Source organism: Actinomyces sp. oral taxon 175 str. F0384 (assembly GCF_000223355.1).
GTDB lineage: Bacteria > Actinomycetota > Actinomycetes > Actinomycetales > Actinomycetaceae > Actinomyces > Actinomyces oris.
In genome coordinates, this window is record NZ_AFUR01000001.1 from 637393 (window position 1) to 653163 (window position 15771).

18 protein-coding genes are annotated in these 15771 nt (G+C 68.7%); 11 read left to right on the forward strand and 7 right to left on the reverse strand.

Going from position 1 to position 15771, the window contains the following annotated elements; all coding sequences use genetic code 11:
- Positions 1-41 precede the first annotated feature (41 nt).
- From fumC to HMPREF9058_RS02700, 3 genes are all read left to right on the forward strand, one after another.
- Positions 42-1478 (forward strand): class II fumarate hydratase, encoded by a 1437-nt coding sequence (gene fumC / locus HMPREF9058_RS02690; protein WP_050797984.1) that lies wholly within the window; start codon positions 42-44, stop codon positions 1476-1478.
- 231 nt (positions 1479-1709) lie between these two features.
- Positions 1710-3536 carry a subtype A tannase gene (locus tag HMPREF9058_RS02695; RefSeq protein WP_009747481.1) on the forward strand — a complete coding sequence of 609 codons (1827 nt, stop codon included), beginning with the start codon at positions 1710-1712 and terminating at the stop codon, positions 3534-3536.
- Positions 3537-3640: 104 nt separating this feature from the next.
- Entirely contained in the window at positions 3641-4027 is a 387-nt protein-coding gene (locus HMPREF9058_RS02700; RefSeq protein ID WP_009406484.1) for a DUF1304 domain-containing protein, read from the forward strand.
- A gap of 30 nt (positions 4028-4057) precedes the next feature.
- Here the strand turns inward: HMPREF9058_RS02700 and HMPREF9058_RS02705 are convergent, their stop codons facing one another.
- On the reverse strand, positions 4058-4825 hold the full coding sequence (locus HMPREF9058_RS02705; protein ID WP_043537592.1) for a DeoR/GlpR family DNA-binding transcription regulator: 768 nt from the start codon (positions 4823-4825) through the stop codon (positions 4058-4060).
- A gap of 203 nt (positions 4826-5028) precedes the next feature.
- On the opposite strand from HMPREF9058_RS02705, the gene HMPREF9058_RS02710 reads away from it, so the two are divergent.
- From HMPREF9058_RS02710 to HMPREF9058_RS02740, 7 genes are all read left to right on the forward strand, one after another.
- The gene (locus tag HMPREF9058_RS02710) at positions 5029-5475 is read left to right on the forward strand and encodes a VOC family protein (protein ID WP_043537593.1); all 447 of its coding nucleotides are present in this window, start codon (positions 5029-5031) and stop codon (positions 5473-5475) included.
- A gap of 256 nt (positions 5476-5731) precedes the next feature.
- On the forward strand, positions 5732-6601 hold the full coding sequence (locus HMPREF9058_RS02715; RefSeq protein WP_009747373.1) for an ABC transporter ATP-binding protein: 870 nt from the start codon (positions 5732-5734) through the stop codon (positions 6599-6601).
- Complete coding sequence (locus HMPREF9058_RS02720) at positions 6598-7302, forward strand: ABC transporter permease (RefSeq protein ID WP_009405832.1); 705 nt, start codon at positions 6598-6600, stop codon at positions 7300-7302. Before HMPREF9058_RS02715 ends, HMPREF9058_RS02720 begins: the two co-directional genes overlap by 4 nt.
- Positions 7299-7979 carry an ABC transporter permease gene (locus HMPREF9058_RS02725; protein ID WP_009747223.1) on the forward strand — a complete coding sequence of 227 codons (681 nt, stop codon included), beginning with the start codon at positions 7299-7301 and terminating at the stop codon, positions 7977-7979. Before HMPREF9058_RS02720 ends, HMPREF9058_RS02725 begins: the two co-directional genes overlap by 4 nt.
- Complete coding sequence (locus HMPREF9058_RS02730; RefSeq protein ID WP_009747230.1) at positions 7976-8986, forward strand: ABC transporter substrate-binding protein; 1011 nt, start codon at positions 7976-7978, stop codon at positions 8984-8986. The genes HMPREF9058_RS02725 and HMPREF9058_RS02730 overlap by 4 nt, the downstream gene beginning before the upstream one ends.
- A 156-nt stretch (positions 8987-9142) precedes the next feature.
- Positions 9143-9766: an NADPH-dependent F420 reductase gene (locus HMPREF9058_RS02735; protein WP_009405653.1), complete on the forward strand. Its 624-nt coding sequence runs from the start codon at positions 9143-9145 to the stop codon at positions 9764-9766.
- 147 nt (positions 9767-9913) lie between these two features.
- Positions 9914-10321: a helix-turn-helix domain-containing protein gene (locus HMPREF9058_RS02740; RefSeq protein ID WP_009406329.1), complete on the forward strand. Its 408-nt coding sequence runs from the start codon at positions 9914-9916 to the stop codon at positions 10319-10321.
- 40 nt (positions 10322-10361) lie between these two features.
- Here the strand turns inward: HMPREF9058_RS02740 and HMPREF9058_RS02745 are convergent, their stop codons facing one another.
- The 5 genes from HMPREF9058_RS02745 to HMPREF9058_RS02765 all read right to left on the reverse strand — a co-directional run bounded on the left by HMPREF9058_RS02745 (position 10362) and on the right by HMPREF9058_RS02765 (position 13722).
- Positions 10362-10952, reverse strand: a complete 591-nt coding sequence (locus HMPREF9058_RS02745; protein WP_009747541.1) for a dihydrofolate reductase — start codon at positions 10950-10952, stop codon at positions 10362-10364.
- On the reverse strand, positions 10949-11842 hold the full coding sequence (locus tag HMPREF9058_RS02750) for a thymidylate synthase (RefSeq protein ID WP_009406260.1): 894 nt from the start codon (positions 11840-11842) through the stop codon (positions 10949-10951). Before HMPREF9058_RS02750 ends, HMPREF9058_RS02745 begins: the two co-directional genes overlap by 4 nt.
- Positions 11839-12537: a hypothetical protein gene (locus HMPREF9058_RS02755; RefSeq protein ID WP_009747504.1), complete on the reverse strand. Its 699-nt coding sequence runs from the start codon at positions 12535-12537 to the stop codon at positions 11839-11841. The genes HMPREF9058_RS02750 and HMPREF9058_RS02755 overlap by 4 nt, the downstream gene beginning before the upstream one ends.
- Before the next feature lie 74 nt (positions 12538-12611).
- Positions 12612-13052 carry an OsmC family protein gene (locus tag HMPREF9058_RS02760; RefSeq protein WP_003789729.1) on the reverse strand — a complete coding sequence of 147 codons (441 nt, stop codon included), beginning with the start codon at positions 13050-13052 and terminating at the stop codon, positions 12612-12614.
- Between the two features lie 175 nt (positions 13053-13227).
- On the reverse strand, positions 13228-13722 hold the full coding sequence (locus tag HMPREF9058_RS02765) for a DUF2505 domain-containing protein (protein ID WP_009747413.1): 495 nt from the start codon (positions 13720-13722) through the stop codon (positions 13228-13230).
- Positions 13723-13899: 177 nt separating this feature from the next.
- On the opposite strand from HMPREF9058_RS02765, the gene HMPREF9058_RS02770 reads away from it, so the two are divergent.
- Entirely contained in the window at positions 13900-15375 is a 1476-nt protein-coding gene (locus HMPREF9058_RS02770; protein WP_009406033.1) for a sensor histidine kinase, read from the forward strand.
- Positions 15376-15473: 98 nt separating this feature from the next.
- Here HMPREF9058_RS02770 and HMPREF9058_RS02775 read toward each other — a convergent pair whose 3' ends face one another.
- The gene (locus HMPREF9058_RS02775) at positions 15474-15722 is read right to left on the reverse strand and encodes a WhiB family transcriptional regulator (protein ID WP_003779481.1); all 249 of its coding nucleotides are present in this window, start codon (positions 15720-15722) and stop codon (positions 15474-15476) included.
- Positions 15723-15771: the final 49 nt, after the last annotated feature.

The window sequence follows — 15771 nt, forward strand, 5'->3', positions numbered from 1 at the left end:
TCCCCGCACGGCGGCGAGCACTAGCGCCTAACCTTGCACCTATGACAACTGATGCAAAGACGCCCAACCAGGCTGTCACGACCCGCACCGAATCCGACTCCATGGGCACCATCGAGGTGGACGCCAACCGTTACTGGGGGGCCCAGACCGAGCGGAGCCTGCACAACTTCGACATCGGCCGCGAGACCTTCGTGTGGGGCCGCCCCATGATTAAGGCCCTGGGGATCCTCAAGAAGTCCGCCGCCCTGGCCAACGCCGAGCTCGGTGAGCTGCCCGCCGACATCGCCGAGCTCATCGCCAAGGCCGGCGACGAGGTCATCGCCGGTGACCTCGACGCCGAGTTCCCGCTCGTGGTCTTCCAGACCGGCTCGGGCACCCAGTCCAACATGAACTCCAACGAGGTCATCTCCAACCGCGCCATTGAGCTGGCCGGCGGCGAGCGCGGCTCCAAGACCCCGGTCCACCCCAACGACCACGTCAACCGCGGCCAGTCCTCCAACGACACCTTCCCCACCGCCATGCACATCGCCGTCGTCAACGAGCTGGCCGCCATGTACCCGCGCGTCCAGCAGCTGCGCGACACCCTGGATGCCAAGGCCAAGGCCTACGCCGACGTCGTCATGGTGGGCCGCACCCACCTGCAGGACGCCACCCCCATCACCCTGGGGCAGGTCATCAGTGGCTGGGTCGCCCAGATCGACTTCGCCCTCGACGGCATCCGCTACGCCGACTCCCGCGCCCGTGAGCTCGCCATCGGCGGGACCGCCGTCGGCACCGGCCTCAACGCTCACCCGAAGTTCGGGGCCCTGTGCGCCAAGAAGATCTCCGAGGAGACCGGCATTGAGTTCACCCAGGCGGACAACCTCTTCGCCGCCCTGGGTGCCCACGACGCCCTGGTTCAGGTCTCCGGCGCCCTGCGCGTCCTGGGCGACGCCCTCATGAAGATCGCCAACGACGTGCGCTGGTACGCCTCCGGCCCCCGCAACGGCATCGGCGAGCTCATCATCCCGGAGAACGAGCCCGGTAGCTCGATCATGCCTGGCAAGGTCAACCCCACCCAGTGCGAGGCCATGACCATGGTGGCCACGAAGGTCTTCGGCAACGACGCCACCGTCGGCTTCGCCGGATCCCAGGGCAACTTCCAGCTCAACGTCTTCAAGCCGGTCATGGCCTGGTGCGTTCTGGAGTCCATCCAGCTCCTGGGTGACACCTGCGTCTCCTTCGACACCAACTGCGCCTACGGCATCGAGCCCAACACCGAGCGGATCAAGGCCAACCTGGAGACCAACCTCATGCAGGTCACCGCCCTCAACCGCCACATCGGCTACGACAAGGCCTCCAAGATCGCCAAGAACGCGCACCACAAGGGCCTGTCCCTGCGCGAGTCCGCCCTCGAGCTCGGCTTCGTCACCGCTGAGGAGTTCGACAAGTGGGTCGTCCCCATGGACATGACTCACCCCAGTGTCGCTGAGGACTGATCCTCAGGACTGTCCCCCATAGCTGACGACGGCGTCGCCCTTCACGTGAGGGCGACGCCGTCGTCGTACGAGCCGAGCCCACATTCTGGCTTGCTCGCCAGCACGCGGATGCCGACTCACAGAAGCGGCACAGCCACGTCCTGGGATCGTCCGTGCCTTAAGGTGATGTGCTAGCCACGTACGCAGACACCCGAGCGAGGCACGCGACTGAGCGTGCCGGAGGGAACCACGATGAACCTGCCACGACGCACCATCCTTGCCGCCCTGCCCGCCACGGCGGGACTCCTGGGCCTGGGAGCCTGCTCCACCGGAGGGGCCACCGCGCAGGCCTCCTCCACGGCCTCGTCGCAGGCGCCCACCGATGCCAAGCTCGCCCTGGACTCCGCCGCCTGGCGCTACGACGCGGACCACAAGGTCTACTACCAGCTGGGTCTGCGCTATGTGGCCACGCCCCAGGCCTCGGACTACGAGACCCTGGGCATCTACGTGCCCGGTGCCTACTTCACTGGGAAGGACAACGGCAACGGCACCTACACGGTCACCGTCAACGCCTCGGGCGCCGTCGGCAGCTTCACCGCTGCCACCGCACCCACCGTCTTCCCGGTCAACACCCCGGGATACTCCGCCCAGAAGCCGCCCACCGAGTACTCCTACGACACCATCAAGGCCTACATGGAGGCCGGCTTCATCTACGTCCTCGCCGGTTTGCGCGGCAAGGACTCCAACTCCCAGACCTACTCCGGCAACGCGCCCTGGGGTGTCGCCGACCTCAAGGCCGCCGTGCGCTACCGGCGCTACAACTCCGCCGCCGTGCCCGGCGACGCCGCGAAGGTCTATGTCTTCGGGCACAGCGGGGGAGGGGCGCAGAGCGCCGTCGCCGGAGCCTCCGGGGACAGCGAGTTGTTCGCCCCTTACCTGGCCGTCCTGGGGGCCGCCACCACTGACACCAGCGGCAAGGCACTGTCCGACGCCGTGGCCGGAGCCATGTGCTGGTGCCCGATCACCAGCCTGGACAGCGCCAACGCCGCCTACGAGTGGAACATGGGGCAGTTCGCCTCCTCCGACACCCGGGCCGAGGGCACCTGGACGCGGGCCTACTCCCAGGATCTCGCTGCCGCCTTCCCCGCCTACCTCAACGGGCTGAAGCTCACCGATTCCCAGGGCAAGCCTCTGACCCTGGAGTCCTCCTCCCAGGGCACCTTCCTGTCAGGCTCCTACTACGACCACCTCGTGGCGGTCATCCAGAAGTCCCTCAACGACTTCCTGGCGGCCACCACCTTCCCCTACACGCCCTCCTCCACCGAGATGGCGGGGATGGAGCCCGGTGGGGGCGGCGGGGCGCCGTCGGGAACCCCGCCCAGTGACGCCGGCGGCACGCCACCCAAGGGCGGGACGCCCGGAGGAGGCAGTCAGGGCAGCGCCGAGTCCACCACCTACAAGACGGTGGAGGAGTACATCGCCTTCCTCAACTCCTCCTCGCAGTGGGTCACCTACGACGCCTCCAAGAAGACCGCGACGATCACCGGGCTGCAGGGCTTCGTCACCTCCCAGAAGAACGCCTCCAAGGACGTGGGGGCCTTCGACGGCGTGGGCCGCGCCCAGACCGAGAACCTTGTCATGGGCTCGGGGGAGAACAAGCAGCACTTCTCCTCCCTGAGCCGCGAGGTCATCTCCAAAGGGCAGTCCAGGTACGCGAGCCTGTCGGGCTGGAACAAGGACTACGGCGTCGCCGCCTATGAGAAGGACCTGGCCGCCAAGGACTCGGTCGGCACCGACATTGTCACGCGCGTGGCGATGTACGACCCCCTGTACTACCTCACCCAGGACTCCAAGGGGCGGGGCAGCTCCACCATTGCCCCGGCCTGGCGCATCCGCACCGGCATCACCCAGGGCGACACGGCTTCCACCGTTGAGGTGAACCTCGCCCTGGCGCTCCAGCAGGCCGGAGCCGGCAATGTCGACTTCGCCACCATCTGGGGGCAGGGGCACACGATGGCCGAGTTGACCGGCACCGGCGAGGAGAACTTCATCGCCTGGGTGACCAAGCAGGCCTCCTGAGCGCAGGACATTCAGGAGACTGCGCCGGGACTCCCGGGGGAATAACGACGGCGATGGGGCGGTTGAGCCGACCGGTTTCCATCCGTCCCATGAATCGAGCGCTCATGCTGACGGCCGCAATGGTCCTCGCCGTCCTGGCCGCCGCTCTCCATGTCCTCATCTTCTACATGGAGTCCATCGCCTGGGAGGGGCCCCTGGCCCGCAAGACCTTCGGAGGCACGCCCGAGGAGGCCAGGCCCCACGCCTTCTACGCCTTCAACCAGGGCTTCTACAACCTCTTCCTGGCCCTCCAGACGCTGACCGGAGTCACCCTGGCGGCCCTGGGACACGTGGCGCTCGGCGCCGCCCTCATCCTGGCCGGAACCGGGGCCATGCTGGCCGCCGCCGTGGTCCTGGCCCTGGCCTCGGCGCCGCACCGTGGCGCAGCGGCCAAGCAGGGGCTCCTCCCGCTGTTGGCCATCGTCTGCACCCTCGCAGCACTGCTGGGCTAAGTCGCTCCGCTGCGACCCGGTCGTTCGCCGTTAGTCGCACAGGACGACATCAACCCCGACTCCCCGCAGCTCCTCGAGTGCCTCGGGGTCGATCTGGCTTGTTGTCAGCAGCGTGTCGAGGTCCTCGATACGCCCGAACCGGTAGGTGTTGGTCTGGGTGATCTTGCTCGGTGCGGTCGGCAGAACGCGTCGGGTGGAGGAGGCCATGATGGCGCGCTTGACCATCGCGTCGTCGGACTCCATGACGGTCAGGCCCTCATGGGTGGACACGGCGCAGGCGGACAGGACCGCGACGTCGGCGCGGAACGCGCGCACCGCCTCGACCGCCTCAGCGGAGAACAGGGAGAGGGACTCCGGATCCACCGGGCCGCCCGCGATGGTCACCGCGGCTCCACGCACGGAGGCCACTGCCGCCCCGGCTCCCAGCGACAGGCACAGAACCCGGATGTCGCGGCCGGCCAGCTGCTCAGCCACCATCTCGCAGGTGGTCCCCGAGTCGATGATGACCGCCTCCCCGTCCTCGATGAGCTCGGCAGTGGCCTGCGCCAGACGGCGCTTGATCTCCACATCCTGCCTGCGACGCATGGAGGCCGGTCGGGCGGCTCCACGGCGCGGTGCACGCAGAGCCCCGCCGTGGACCCGGGTCGCCAGGCCCTCATGGGCCAGCTCTGCCAGGTCCCGGCGGATGGTGATGACCGAGACCCCGGTCAGCCGGGACAGCGCCTGCACACTGTGGACCGTGGTGGGGCTCAGGGCGCGCAGTATCGTGCGGCGCCTGTCGTGGGGACTCTCGCGCATGCTTCCTCCGCATCGGTAGCAACGAGGTGATCGTTTTGCTGGAGAACGAGCAATGACAATGATCGTATGGTCTTCTACTGTTGGTGTCAACGGATCGGAGTTTCGGAAATCCGTTGATTCAATGCCAAAAAATCGCTGCCTTGAAGAGTGATCGTACGATCATTTCTGGTTGTCGGTAGTGATTCTCCACCGTCAGGAAAGGAATGACCATGCCGTACCTCGACCACGTCGCCATCTGGGTCGCCGACCTCGACAGCGCCCGCGACTTCTACTCCCATTGGTTCGACGGGCACGCCAACGGCCTCTACGAGAACCCCAGGACCGGCCTGCGCACCCACATCCTCCACTTCGCCGAGACGCCCGCGGACGAGCGGGGGACCCGCCTGGAGATCATGACCCGTCCGGAGCTGGCCGAAGGGCGCGAGGCCGCCGGGCTGGGGTGGGCTCACGTCTCCTTTGGCCTGCCGGGGCGCGAAGACGTCGATCGCCTGGCTTCCTACATGTCGGAAGCCGGTGTGCCGGTCGTCGACGGGCCTCGCGAGACCGGCGACGGATACTACGAGGCCACCGTGCTTGACCCCGAGGGCAACCGTGTCGAGCTCGTTGCCTCGGACTACTCCGACGACGTCGCCCTGCGCCCGTCCTTCTGATCCGGAAAGCCCGCCCGGGTCGCAGCCTGGGCATGAGGTGCGGGAATGGTGCGCACTGCTGCGGTGTTGAGAGGGAGCAGCTCGTCGATACCTTCGACGTGTCGATGGTGAGCACCTGGGTGTTTGCTTTCAATCCTGCACCAATCGCCTTGGGAAAGGCCGTCACCTGGCAGATCGGCAGGTGACGGCTGGTACGGTTGCGATACGCCATCGGGCCGCGCCGCCTAAGGCCATGAGAGGACACCTGGCACCCGCAATGAGCAGCACCATCACCTTCGATGCCGTTACCAAGTCGTACCCGGCCGGGAGGGGCGCCGAATCAGGTTCCCCCGCCGTCGACTCCTTCACCGCCCGTATCGAGGCCGGCACCACCACCGTCCTGCTGGGATCGTCCGGCTGTGGCAAGACGACCCTGCTGCGCATGGTCAACCGCATGGTGGAGCCCTCCAGCGGACGGGTCCTCATCGATGACGAGGACGTCGCCACCCGCGATGCCGTGGCCCTGCGTCGCTCCATCGGCTACGTCATGCAGAACGCGGGGCTGCTGCCGCACCGGCGCGTCATCGACAACATCACCCTCGTACCCCGCCTCCAGGGCGCCGACCGCCACGACGCCCGGTGCCGGGCCCTCGAGCTCATGGACATGCTCGACCTCGACCGCGACCTGGCCGGGCGCTACCCCCACCAGCTCTCCGGCGGCCAGGCCCAGCGGGTCGGTGTGGCCCGGGCACTGGCCGCCGACCCCGAGGTGCTCCTCATGGACGAGCCCTTCGGCGCCGTCGACCCGCTCGTGCGCCGCGACCTCCAGCGCGAGATGGCCCGCATCCAGGCCGAACTGGGGAAGACCATCATCTTCGTCACCCACGACGTCGATGAGGCCCTCGCCCTGGGCGACGAGATCATCCTCCTGCGCGAAGGCGCCCAAGTCGCCCAGCGAGGCAGCGGCCCTCAGCTACTGGCCGACCCGGCCGATGACTTCGTCGCCCGCTTCCTCGGCCTCGACGACGCCGCCCGCCAGCTTCAGCTCACGGACGTCGCCGAGTCCCGGATCGTCCTGGACCGGGCCGGCCGCGCCGTCGGGCGCCTGGCCGACGAGTCCTCCACGGAGGCGGAGGAACAGGCATGAGCTGGGTCCTGGCCAACCTGCCCACCATCGCCGGGCACCTCCTGGCCCACCTGCTCCAGGCGGTTCCTGCGATCGTCGCCTCCTTCGTCCTGGCGATCCCCATCGCCCGGCTGGCCCGCGTGGCCCGGCCGTTGCGAGCCGTGCTGGTGACCGGCTCCTCGCTGCTCTACGCCGTCCCCTCCCTGGCCCTGTTCGTCATCCTCCCCATCATCCTGGCCACCGGCATCCGCGACCCGCTCAACGTCATCGTGGCCCTGACCCTCTACGGGCTGGCGCTCCTGGTGCCGGCCACCGCCGACGCACTCGACGCCGTTGACGCCCGCGTCCTGGACGCCGCCACCGCCATGGGCATGGGGCGCCTGCGCTGCTTCCTCACCGTCGAGCTGCCGCTGGCGGGCCCCGCGATCCTCACCGGCCTGCGCGTGGTGACGGTCTCGACGATCTCACTGACCACTGTCGGGGCGGTCCTCGGTGTGCGCAGCCTCGGCTGGCTGTTCACCGACGGCTTCCAGCGCGGCATCACCGCAGAGATCGTCACCGGCCTGGTGGCCACCGCGGCCCTGGCCCTCGTCCTGGACGGGCTCGTCCTCGCTCTGGGGCGGCTGTGCCTGCCCTGGACCTGGAAGCGCGCCGGCGACGCCCGGGCAGTCGCTGCCGGAGCCTGCGCAGCCGCCTCGAACAGTCAGGAGGGCAAGGCGTGAGGTTCGTTCTGGCCGCCCTGGCCTACATCGCCGATCCCGCTCACTGGAGCGGGGCCATGGGGATCGGCCCGCTGCTGGTCCAGCATGTCCTCTACTCCCTGGCCGGTGTCCTCATCGCCGCCCTCATCGGGGTCCCCGCCGGCTGGTGGGTGGGGCACACCGGACGCGGGCGAACCTGGGTGCAGCCGCTCAGCGGCACGGCCCGCTCCCTGCCCACCCTCGGCCTCATTACCCTGTTCGGCCTCGTTCTCGGGGTCGGCCTGAGCGCCCCCATGATCGCCTTCGTCATCCTGGCCCTGCCCAGTGTCCTGGCCGGAGCCATGAGCGGGGTGCGGGCGGCCTCAGCCATGGCCGTCGACGGCGCCCGGGCCAGCGGCATGAGTGAGCTACAGGTGCTGGGCCGGGTCGAGATCCCGCTGGGGGCGCCGCTGCTCGTCGGCGGGCTGCGCTCGGCCAGCCTCCAGGTCATCTCCACCGCCACACTGGCCGCCTACACCGGCGCCGGCGGGCTCGGCCGACTCATGTTCCTGGGCCTCAAGACCCAGGACTACGTCATGATGCTCGCCTCCGCGCTCCTGGTCATCGCCCTGGCCTTGGCCTCCGAGGCCATCTTCGCCCTCATTCAACGGGGGGTCACGCCCCCAGGTGCCCGGCAGCACCGGAAGGAATCAGCATGACTGCACCGTCCAACCCGCGCCCCGGCAAGCAGCTGACGCGACGCGGCCTGCTGGCCGGCGTCGGCGCGACCACCGGCCTGCTCGCCCTGAGCGCCTGCTCCGACACCGATCCCTTCGCCGTCGACCAAGCCTCGGGAGGCTACTCCGGCGGCCCGATCATCATCGGCAGCCAGCAGTACTACTCCAACGAGATCATCGCCGAGCTCTACGCCCAGATGATGGAGAAGACGGGCCTGACCGTCACCCGCCAGTACCAGATCGGCCAGCGGGAGGTCTACCTGCCCGAGCTCGAGGCCGGCAAGATCCACGTCATCCCCGAGTACGGCGGCAACCTGCTGGAGTACTACAGCAAGACCTCCGCCTCAGGCGGCCCGACTGCCACGACCGCCACCGTGACCGCCACTGCGACCCCCTCCCGCGCCGCCGGCGATACCGCCTCCATCCAGGACGCCCTGCTGAGGACCCTGCCGCACTCGCTGACCGTCCTGAACCCGGCCGAGGCGACGGATCAGGACTCCCTGACCGTCACCAAGGCCACCGCCCAGGCTCACTCCCTGACCTCCATCGGCGACCTGGCCTCGCTGGGGCGGCCCATTACGATCGCCGCGAACTCGGAGTTCACCACCCGCCCCTACGGCCCCAAGGGCCTCAAGGCCGTCTACGGCGTCGACGCCTCCGTCACGCCGGTGGAGGACTCCGGTGGGCCTCTGACCGTCAAGGCCCTCACCGACGGCACTGTCGATGTCGCCGACATCTACTCCTCCGATCCCGCCATCGGGGCCAAGGACCTCGTCATCCTGTCCGACCCTCAGATGCTGATCCTCCCGCAGAACGTCACCCCGCTGGTCTCCGCCTCGCTGCCGGCCATCGCGGCCACCGCCATCAACCGGGTCTCGGCCCTGCTGACCCCCGACGAGCTGCGCTCCCTCAACCAGCGCTCCACCGGCGAGAAGCTCAGCTCCAAGACCATCGCCACCGACTGGCTCACGTCCAAGAAGCTGCTCTGAGCGGCGAGAGGGCCGCGGTGTCCGGCCTGTCAGTGATGGCGGGGAGCGTGCGGACAACGGTTGTGATCTCTTACATGCAGTCACTCTCTTTCGGAAAGTGGGTGCGCGTGAGAGAGTTTAGTTGTTCGTTCAACAACTAATGCTCAAGGAGCTCTCATGTCCGTCCCCTCCATCTCCATCATCGGCGCCGGCAACATCGGATCGGCGGTCGCGGGTCTGGCGGTCAAGGCCGGTGCCAGTACTCAGGTCCTGGTGCGCGACGCCTCCAAGGCCACCGGCCTGTCGGGCGTCGACGTCGCCCAGATCGGTTCACCCCTGACCGGTGACATCGTCGTCCTCGCCCTGCCCTACGCCGCCATCGACGACGTCATCGCCACCTACGGCGCACAGGCCTTCGCCGGCAAGGTCGTCGTCGACCCGACCAACCCCCTGGACTTCACCTCCCTCGACTCTCTCGTCCCGGCCGGTAGCTCCGCGGCCGCCGAGCTCGCCGTGAGGCTCCCGGACGCCCATGTGGTCAAGGCCTTCAACACCGTCTTCGCCGCCGTCCTGGCGAGCGGCACCATCGGTGCCCGCCCGGCCACAGTCCTGGCCGCCTCCGACTCCGCGGAGGCCAAGGCGGGCCTGCGCTCGTTCGTCGAGGCCGCCGGACTGGCATGGGCCGACGCCGGCGAGCTCAAGCGGGCGGAGCGTATGGAGGCGCTCGGGGCGCTGAACATCGCCCTGGGTGTCACGGAGCAGGTCGGTTGGACCGGCGGCTTCGCCGTCGTGTCAGAGTGAGCCCCGGGTGAGCCTCGAGTGAGCCTCGAGTGAGCCTCGAGTAAGGCTCCCGGTTCGCAGGTAACCTGTCGCCTATACCCGTCGTCGGCCGCTCACACGCGTGAGCGGCCGACGACGGATCAGCGACCCAGCACACGAGGAGACGACGTGGCCGATACTGAGCAGCCGACCGGCACGCAGCAGGCCGGGGAGATGGCGCCCGACCCCTATAGCCGCAGCTGCCCCTCACGCCGTCTACTCAAGTCGCTCGGTGACCTGTGGACCGTGCTCGTCGTCGGGGCGCTTCACGAAGCGGGCCAGCCACAACGATTCAAGGAGATATCGACCCGCGTCGACGGTATCTCCACCAAGATGCTCACCCAGACCCTCAGGGGCCTTGAGCGTGATGGACTCATCGAGCGCCATCAGTACCCTGAGATCCCACCGCGAGTGACCTACGAGCTCACCGACTCAGGCAAAGGGCTGGCGGAGGCGCTCGCTCATGTCGAGGCCTGGGCCACTGAGCACCTCGGCGCTGTCAGCCAGGCCCGGGCGCGCTACGACGCCGAGCACTGAGCATCCGCTGAAACGCTCGCCGAGGGCGTTTCGAGCGCGTCTACAGGTGCCGCCAGGTCTCCACGCGCCAGCGCGCGTCCCCGGATGTGGGGCGCCACTGCCCCCGCGGGTCGGAGAGGACCGGATCGATGGCCCACTCCTGAGTGCTGATCCCCGGCGCGCGCACGAGCGCCGAGTCGGGCAGGCCGCGCTCGCGGGCCCGCTGCGTGGCATCCAGGTCCAGGACGCTGACGACGAGCACATCGGGCAGGCCGTCAGCCAGCGCCTGCTCGTAGACACTCCCGCCACCGATGACCCACAGGCGGGGCAGCCCCGCAGCATCCCCGTCACGGGGATCGTGCCCCAGCTCGGCGGCCAGGCCCCGTGACGCCAGCGAGAGCCCCTCGCGCAGCGAGCCGGCGCGAACCGCCCCCTCGGCCCGCCAGGAGCGGTCACGGGTGAGAACCACATTGCGCCGCCCGGGCAGGGGCCCTCCCAGTGAGTCCCAGGTGGTGCGCCCCATGACCAGCCCGCAGCCCATGGTCGTGGCCTTGAAATGGGCGAAGTCCGCCGGCACGCGCCACAGCATGCTGCCGTCGGCCCCCAGGACGCCAGTGACGTCCTGGGCCCAGATCATCCCCAGGCCGCTCATACCGCGACCGGGGCCTTGATCGTGGGGTGGTGCTCGTAGCCCTGGGAGGCGTCGATGTCGTCCATGTCGTAGGTGTCGATGGACTCGGCCCGTTCCAGGCGCAGCGTAGGGAAGGGGTGGGCGCTGGGCACCCGGGAGAGCTGGGTGCGGACCTGCTCGACGTGGTTGTCGTAGACGTGGCAGTCCCCACCGGTCCAGATGAGCTCTCCGGGCTCCAGGTCCGTCTGCTGGGCGAGCATGTGGGCCAGCAGCGCGTAAGAGGCGATGTTGAAGGGCACCCCCAGGAACAGGTCGGCGCTGCGCTGGTAGATCTGCAGGCTCAGGCGGCCGTCGGCCACGTAGCACTGGAAGAACGCGTGGCAGGGGGCCAGCGCCATGGACCCCAGCTCGGAGACGTTCCAGGCCGACACCAGCATGCGCCGCGAGTCCGGGTCGGTGCGCAGCGTGTCGATGAGCCCGGTGATCTGGTCGATCGTGCCCCCGTCCCGGGTGGGCCAGGAGCGCCACTGCGAGCCGTAGACCGGTCCCAGCTCACCGGAGTCGTCGGCCCACTCGTCCCAGATGGTGATGCCCCGTTCCTGGAGCCAGCGCACGTTGGTCTCCCCGCGCAAGAACCACAGCAGCTCACCCTTGACGGCCTTCATGGCCACGAACTTCGTGGTGATGCGCGGGAAGCCGCGGCGCAGGTCGTAGCGCAGCTGGCGGGCGAAGAGTGAACGCGTCCCGGTGCCGGTGCGGTCGGACTTCGCAGTCCCGTTGGTCAGGACCTCGGCCAGGAGGTTCTCGTAGGCGACGTCGACACCTGGTGGGGGGACGAGCCCCATCTGCGCCAGGGCCGGGTACTGAGCGGCTGACGGTGAGGGATCGCTGCCGCTGCCGATACCGCTCACGCTTCGATCACCTCGACGTGGGAGCTGTCGACGTAGTCGCTCAGAGCGAGCTGGGGCCCCAGCGCCGCCTGCGCTCCCTCGATGACCTGGTTGGCCAGTGCCCGGCCCCCCTTCCAGCCGATGGCGGCCCCGATCCCGAAGGGCAGGAGGCGCCCCAGTGCCAGCGCCCCACCCTTGGCGGCCGAGCGCTTGGCCACCCGCTTGATGAGGTGGGCGTTGATCGACTTCACCGATGGCAGGGGCATCTGCATGAGCAGCTGAGCCGCCCAGAACATTGAGGACAGACCCAGCTGGCCCTGAACCGCCTCGGATCCCTCCTTGCCCAGAAGGGCGGAGAGGACCAGGGCCCGACGGCGCTCGGTGTCGACGACGTGGACCCCCTGGATCTCCGCGACAGTCAGAACGTAGGTGACGGCCGAGGCGATGAAGGCGGCGCTCTGGCCGACCGTCAGGGCAGCGGCCGCGCCCGTACTGATGGCCGGGATGGCTGCCGAGGCCCCGACCGCCCCCGATGACAACCCTGCGTCCCGCCGGAAGCGGGCGCCGGCCATCTCGACGAGCTCGGCGGCGTCGGCCCCGGGGCGGTCCCGGCGCATCCGTGCGACGCGCTCCTCGATGCGGGAGGCCGGGATGGCGATGGCCTTGTCGAGGGCACGTTCCAGCGCTGTGGAGCGCCCGGAGCGGGAGGTGTTCACAGTGGTCTCCTTACCTGAGTGACGCAGGGGGCCTCGGGGAGCGCGGCCGGTTCAAGGGCCGGGGTGCTGAGGGCTCAGTCCTCGTTGGGGTCGACGATCGTCGTGGTGTAGGAAGCGCCGTGCTCGATGGTGTGGCCCACGGTGCAGTGACGGTCGACGGCGCCGGCGACCCGCTGGCTGAGCAGCTCGCGCTGCTCGGCGTCGAGCGAGGACAGGTCGGTGACGATCTCGACCTGGAAGGACTCGTAGCGTTCCTCGGCGTCGTTCTTGACGGTCGAGCAGCCCACGGTGGCCTCGAAGTCCTCGCCCAGGGCCTTGGCCAGCCGGTGATCGGCGGACAGGGTGTTGCAGGTGGCCAGGGCGATCTTCATCAGCTCACCGGGGGAGAACTCGCCCGGGCCCATCCCGATGCGGACCTCAGCGCCCGAGGAGTTGCGACCGATGTACTGGCGGGTGCCCGCGCGCTCGGCCCACACGGCGTTAGGGGCGGAGGCGGCTGCGTTAGAAGTGCTCATGGCCTGATCGTGCCATGAAACCGGGCGAGACTCGGCGGTGGAATCGGCGTACAGCCCCGTGCTGCGCCACTGGCGGACAGGGGCGCAGCACGGGAATAACGCCGCTGGGCGACGCAGCGCACAGTCAGTGATCCGTGCGTGATCCGCGAGTGATCGGGGCGTGATGAAACGCGAATCAGTGCTCGGCGAGCCAGGCGGCGGCCCGGCGCTCCTCGTCCGCCACGACTCGGCCGACCATGCCCATCGCCTTCTCCTCGATGGTCTTGCCGACCAACGGCACGGTGACCTTGAGGTCGACGTCGACGGTGACGGTGGTGGCCTCACCGGCGGGAGACATGGTGGAGGTGGCGCTGACCTTGACCGGGGCGTTCTTGATCGTCACGTCGTAGCCGCCGGAGCGTGAGCCGTCATCCTTCGGCTCGCCCCAGGACTCGGCCACGGAGAAGGACACCGCCGAGCGCACGAACCTCGAGGCGACCGAGGGCAGCTGGGAGGGCTGGATGCTTCCGGCGATGGTGGACACGAAGCCCTGGCCTCGCTGGGCGACGTCCACCGAGGCGTTGTCGAGCCCGGCCCGTGAGACCCGCGCCTTCTGGTAGGCGGGGTCGGCGAGCATCTGCGCGGTGCGTGCCGGAGTGGCGGGATAGGTGATGGTGATGGTCTTCCTCATGGTGCGATCCTGTCATGTTTCGCTGGTCCGGGGCATGTTCCGACCCCCCGTGGGGACGGAAGCCAAGGCGTGCTCGTGCGGTTGAATGCGGGATCGCTCAGTTCCCGAACATGTGTCCTGCTTGGCAATTAGCCGGCTCAACGAGCCGGTTCCGCTCACTGCCGATAACCTTGAGAGGTGCCTAATCTTCTGCCTAGCGCCCTGAGAGACGCAGTCGACCTCGCTGAGGCCGACCTTGACTGGATCCACCAGCTGGTGGCCGACTGGCAGCTGATTGCGGACCTATCCACCTCCGACCTGGTCCTGTGGGTGCGTACCCGTGCGGGGCGCTTCATCGCCGCGGGCCACACCCGCCCCTCGGGGGGAACCACCGTTCACCTCGAGGACGTCGTCGGGCGGCGCATGCCGGCCTCGCGTGAGGCCATGGCCATGGAGTCACTGTCCACCGCCCAGATCCAGGACGCGGCCGAGCCCTACTGGACCGGTACCGCCGCGGTCCAGGAGGAGTACATCCCGGTTGTTCACGCCGGTACGCCGATCGCCGTCGTGACTCGGGAGACCTCGGTGGGTGTTATCCGGGGCGGGCGCATCGTTGAGCGGGAGATGGAGGAGATCGCCGAGGTCCTGTGCCAGATGACCGCCTCGGGCGAGTTCCCCATCCAGGGGGCCGGCACCACGATCCGCCACGGCACGCCGCGCGTGGCCGACGGCGTCCTGCGCCTGGACGAGGAGGGGCGGATCGTCTACGTCAGCCCCAACGGGCGCTCCTGCTTCCACCGCCTGGGGATTGAGGGCGAGCTGGAGGGGATCCTGCTGGCCGAGGCCGTCACCTCGATCATTCCTGCTCGTACCCCCGTCGATGAGACGCTGGCCGTGGTCCTCATGGGCAGGCAGGCCTGGCTCACCGAGGTCGAGGTCGGGGGAGTGTTCCTGTCTGTGCGCTCCATCCCGCTGACGCTCAAGGGGCGCCGTTCCGGGGCGGTGCTTCTAGTGCGTGACGTCACCGAGGTGCGTCGGCGTGAGCAGGTTCTGCTCAACAAGGACGCCACCATCCGGGAGGTTCACCACCGGGTCAAGAACAACCTGCAGACCGTCTCGGCGCTGCTGCGCATGCAGGCCCGCCGCGCCTCGAACGAGGAGACCCGTCAGGCCCTGTCCGAGGCCGAGCGCCGGGTGACCACTATCGCCACCGTCCACGACGCCCTGAGCCACAACGTCAACGAGCACGTGGACTTCGACGAGGTCTTCTCCTCCATCCTGCGCATGGCCGCGGTCGTGGCCACGCCCACGGGCGAGGTCAGCACCAAGCTGGAGGGCTCCTTCGGGGTGGTCGACGCTGACACGGCGCAGGCGCTGGCCACGGTGCTGGCCGAGCTCGTGACCAACGCCGTCGAGCACGGCCTCGATGGCCGCGACGGCCGCGTGACGGTCACGGCCCACCGTGACGAGGACCGGCTCGAGGTCCACGTCATGGACAACGGTGCGGGCCTGGCGCCGGACACCCTCATGACCGGACTGGGAACACGGATCGTCACCACGCTCGTGCGAGGAGAGCTGCGCGGGGCCATTGATTGGGAGCCTCTGAGCGGAGGGGGCACCGACGTCGTCATTCATGCCCGCCTTCATCAGCGGGCTGCCAAGGCTGAAGCCTGACCTTTCCTTTTCCCGCTGTAGAGAACCACTAGATCAACAAAACGGTGTTCGCACGATTAACCGTGCGAACACCGCAGTGTCAAGAACTCGATCAGTTTTCAGGAGGACCGGCGGGCCCTGGCCGCCCGGCGCTTGAGAGAACGGCGCTCGTCCTCGCTCATGCCTCCCCAGACGCCGGCGTCCTGGCCGTTCTCCAGTGCCCACTTCAGGCAGGTGTCCACCACCTCGCAGCGGCCGCACACCTCTTTTGCCTTGGCGATCTGGGCAATGGCGGGACCTGTGTTCCCCACGGGGAAGAAGAGCTCCGGGTCAACGGTGAGACATGCGGCTTGGCTGCGCCAGTCCATAAGGGCCCCCTACAAGGTCATCGGTCATGCGGTTGGCGCCGACCCAACT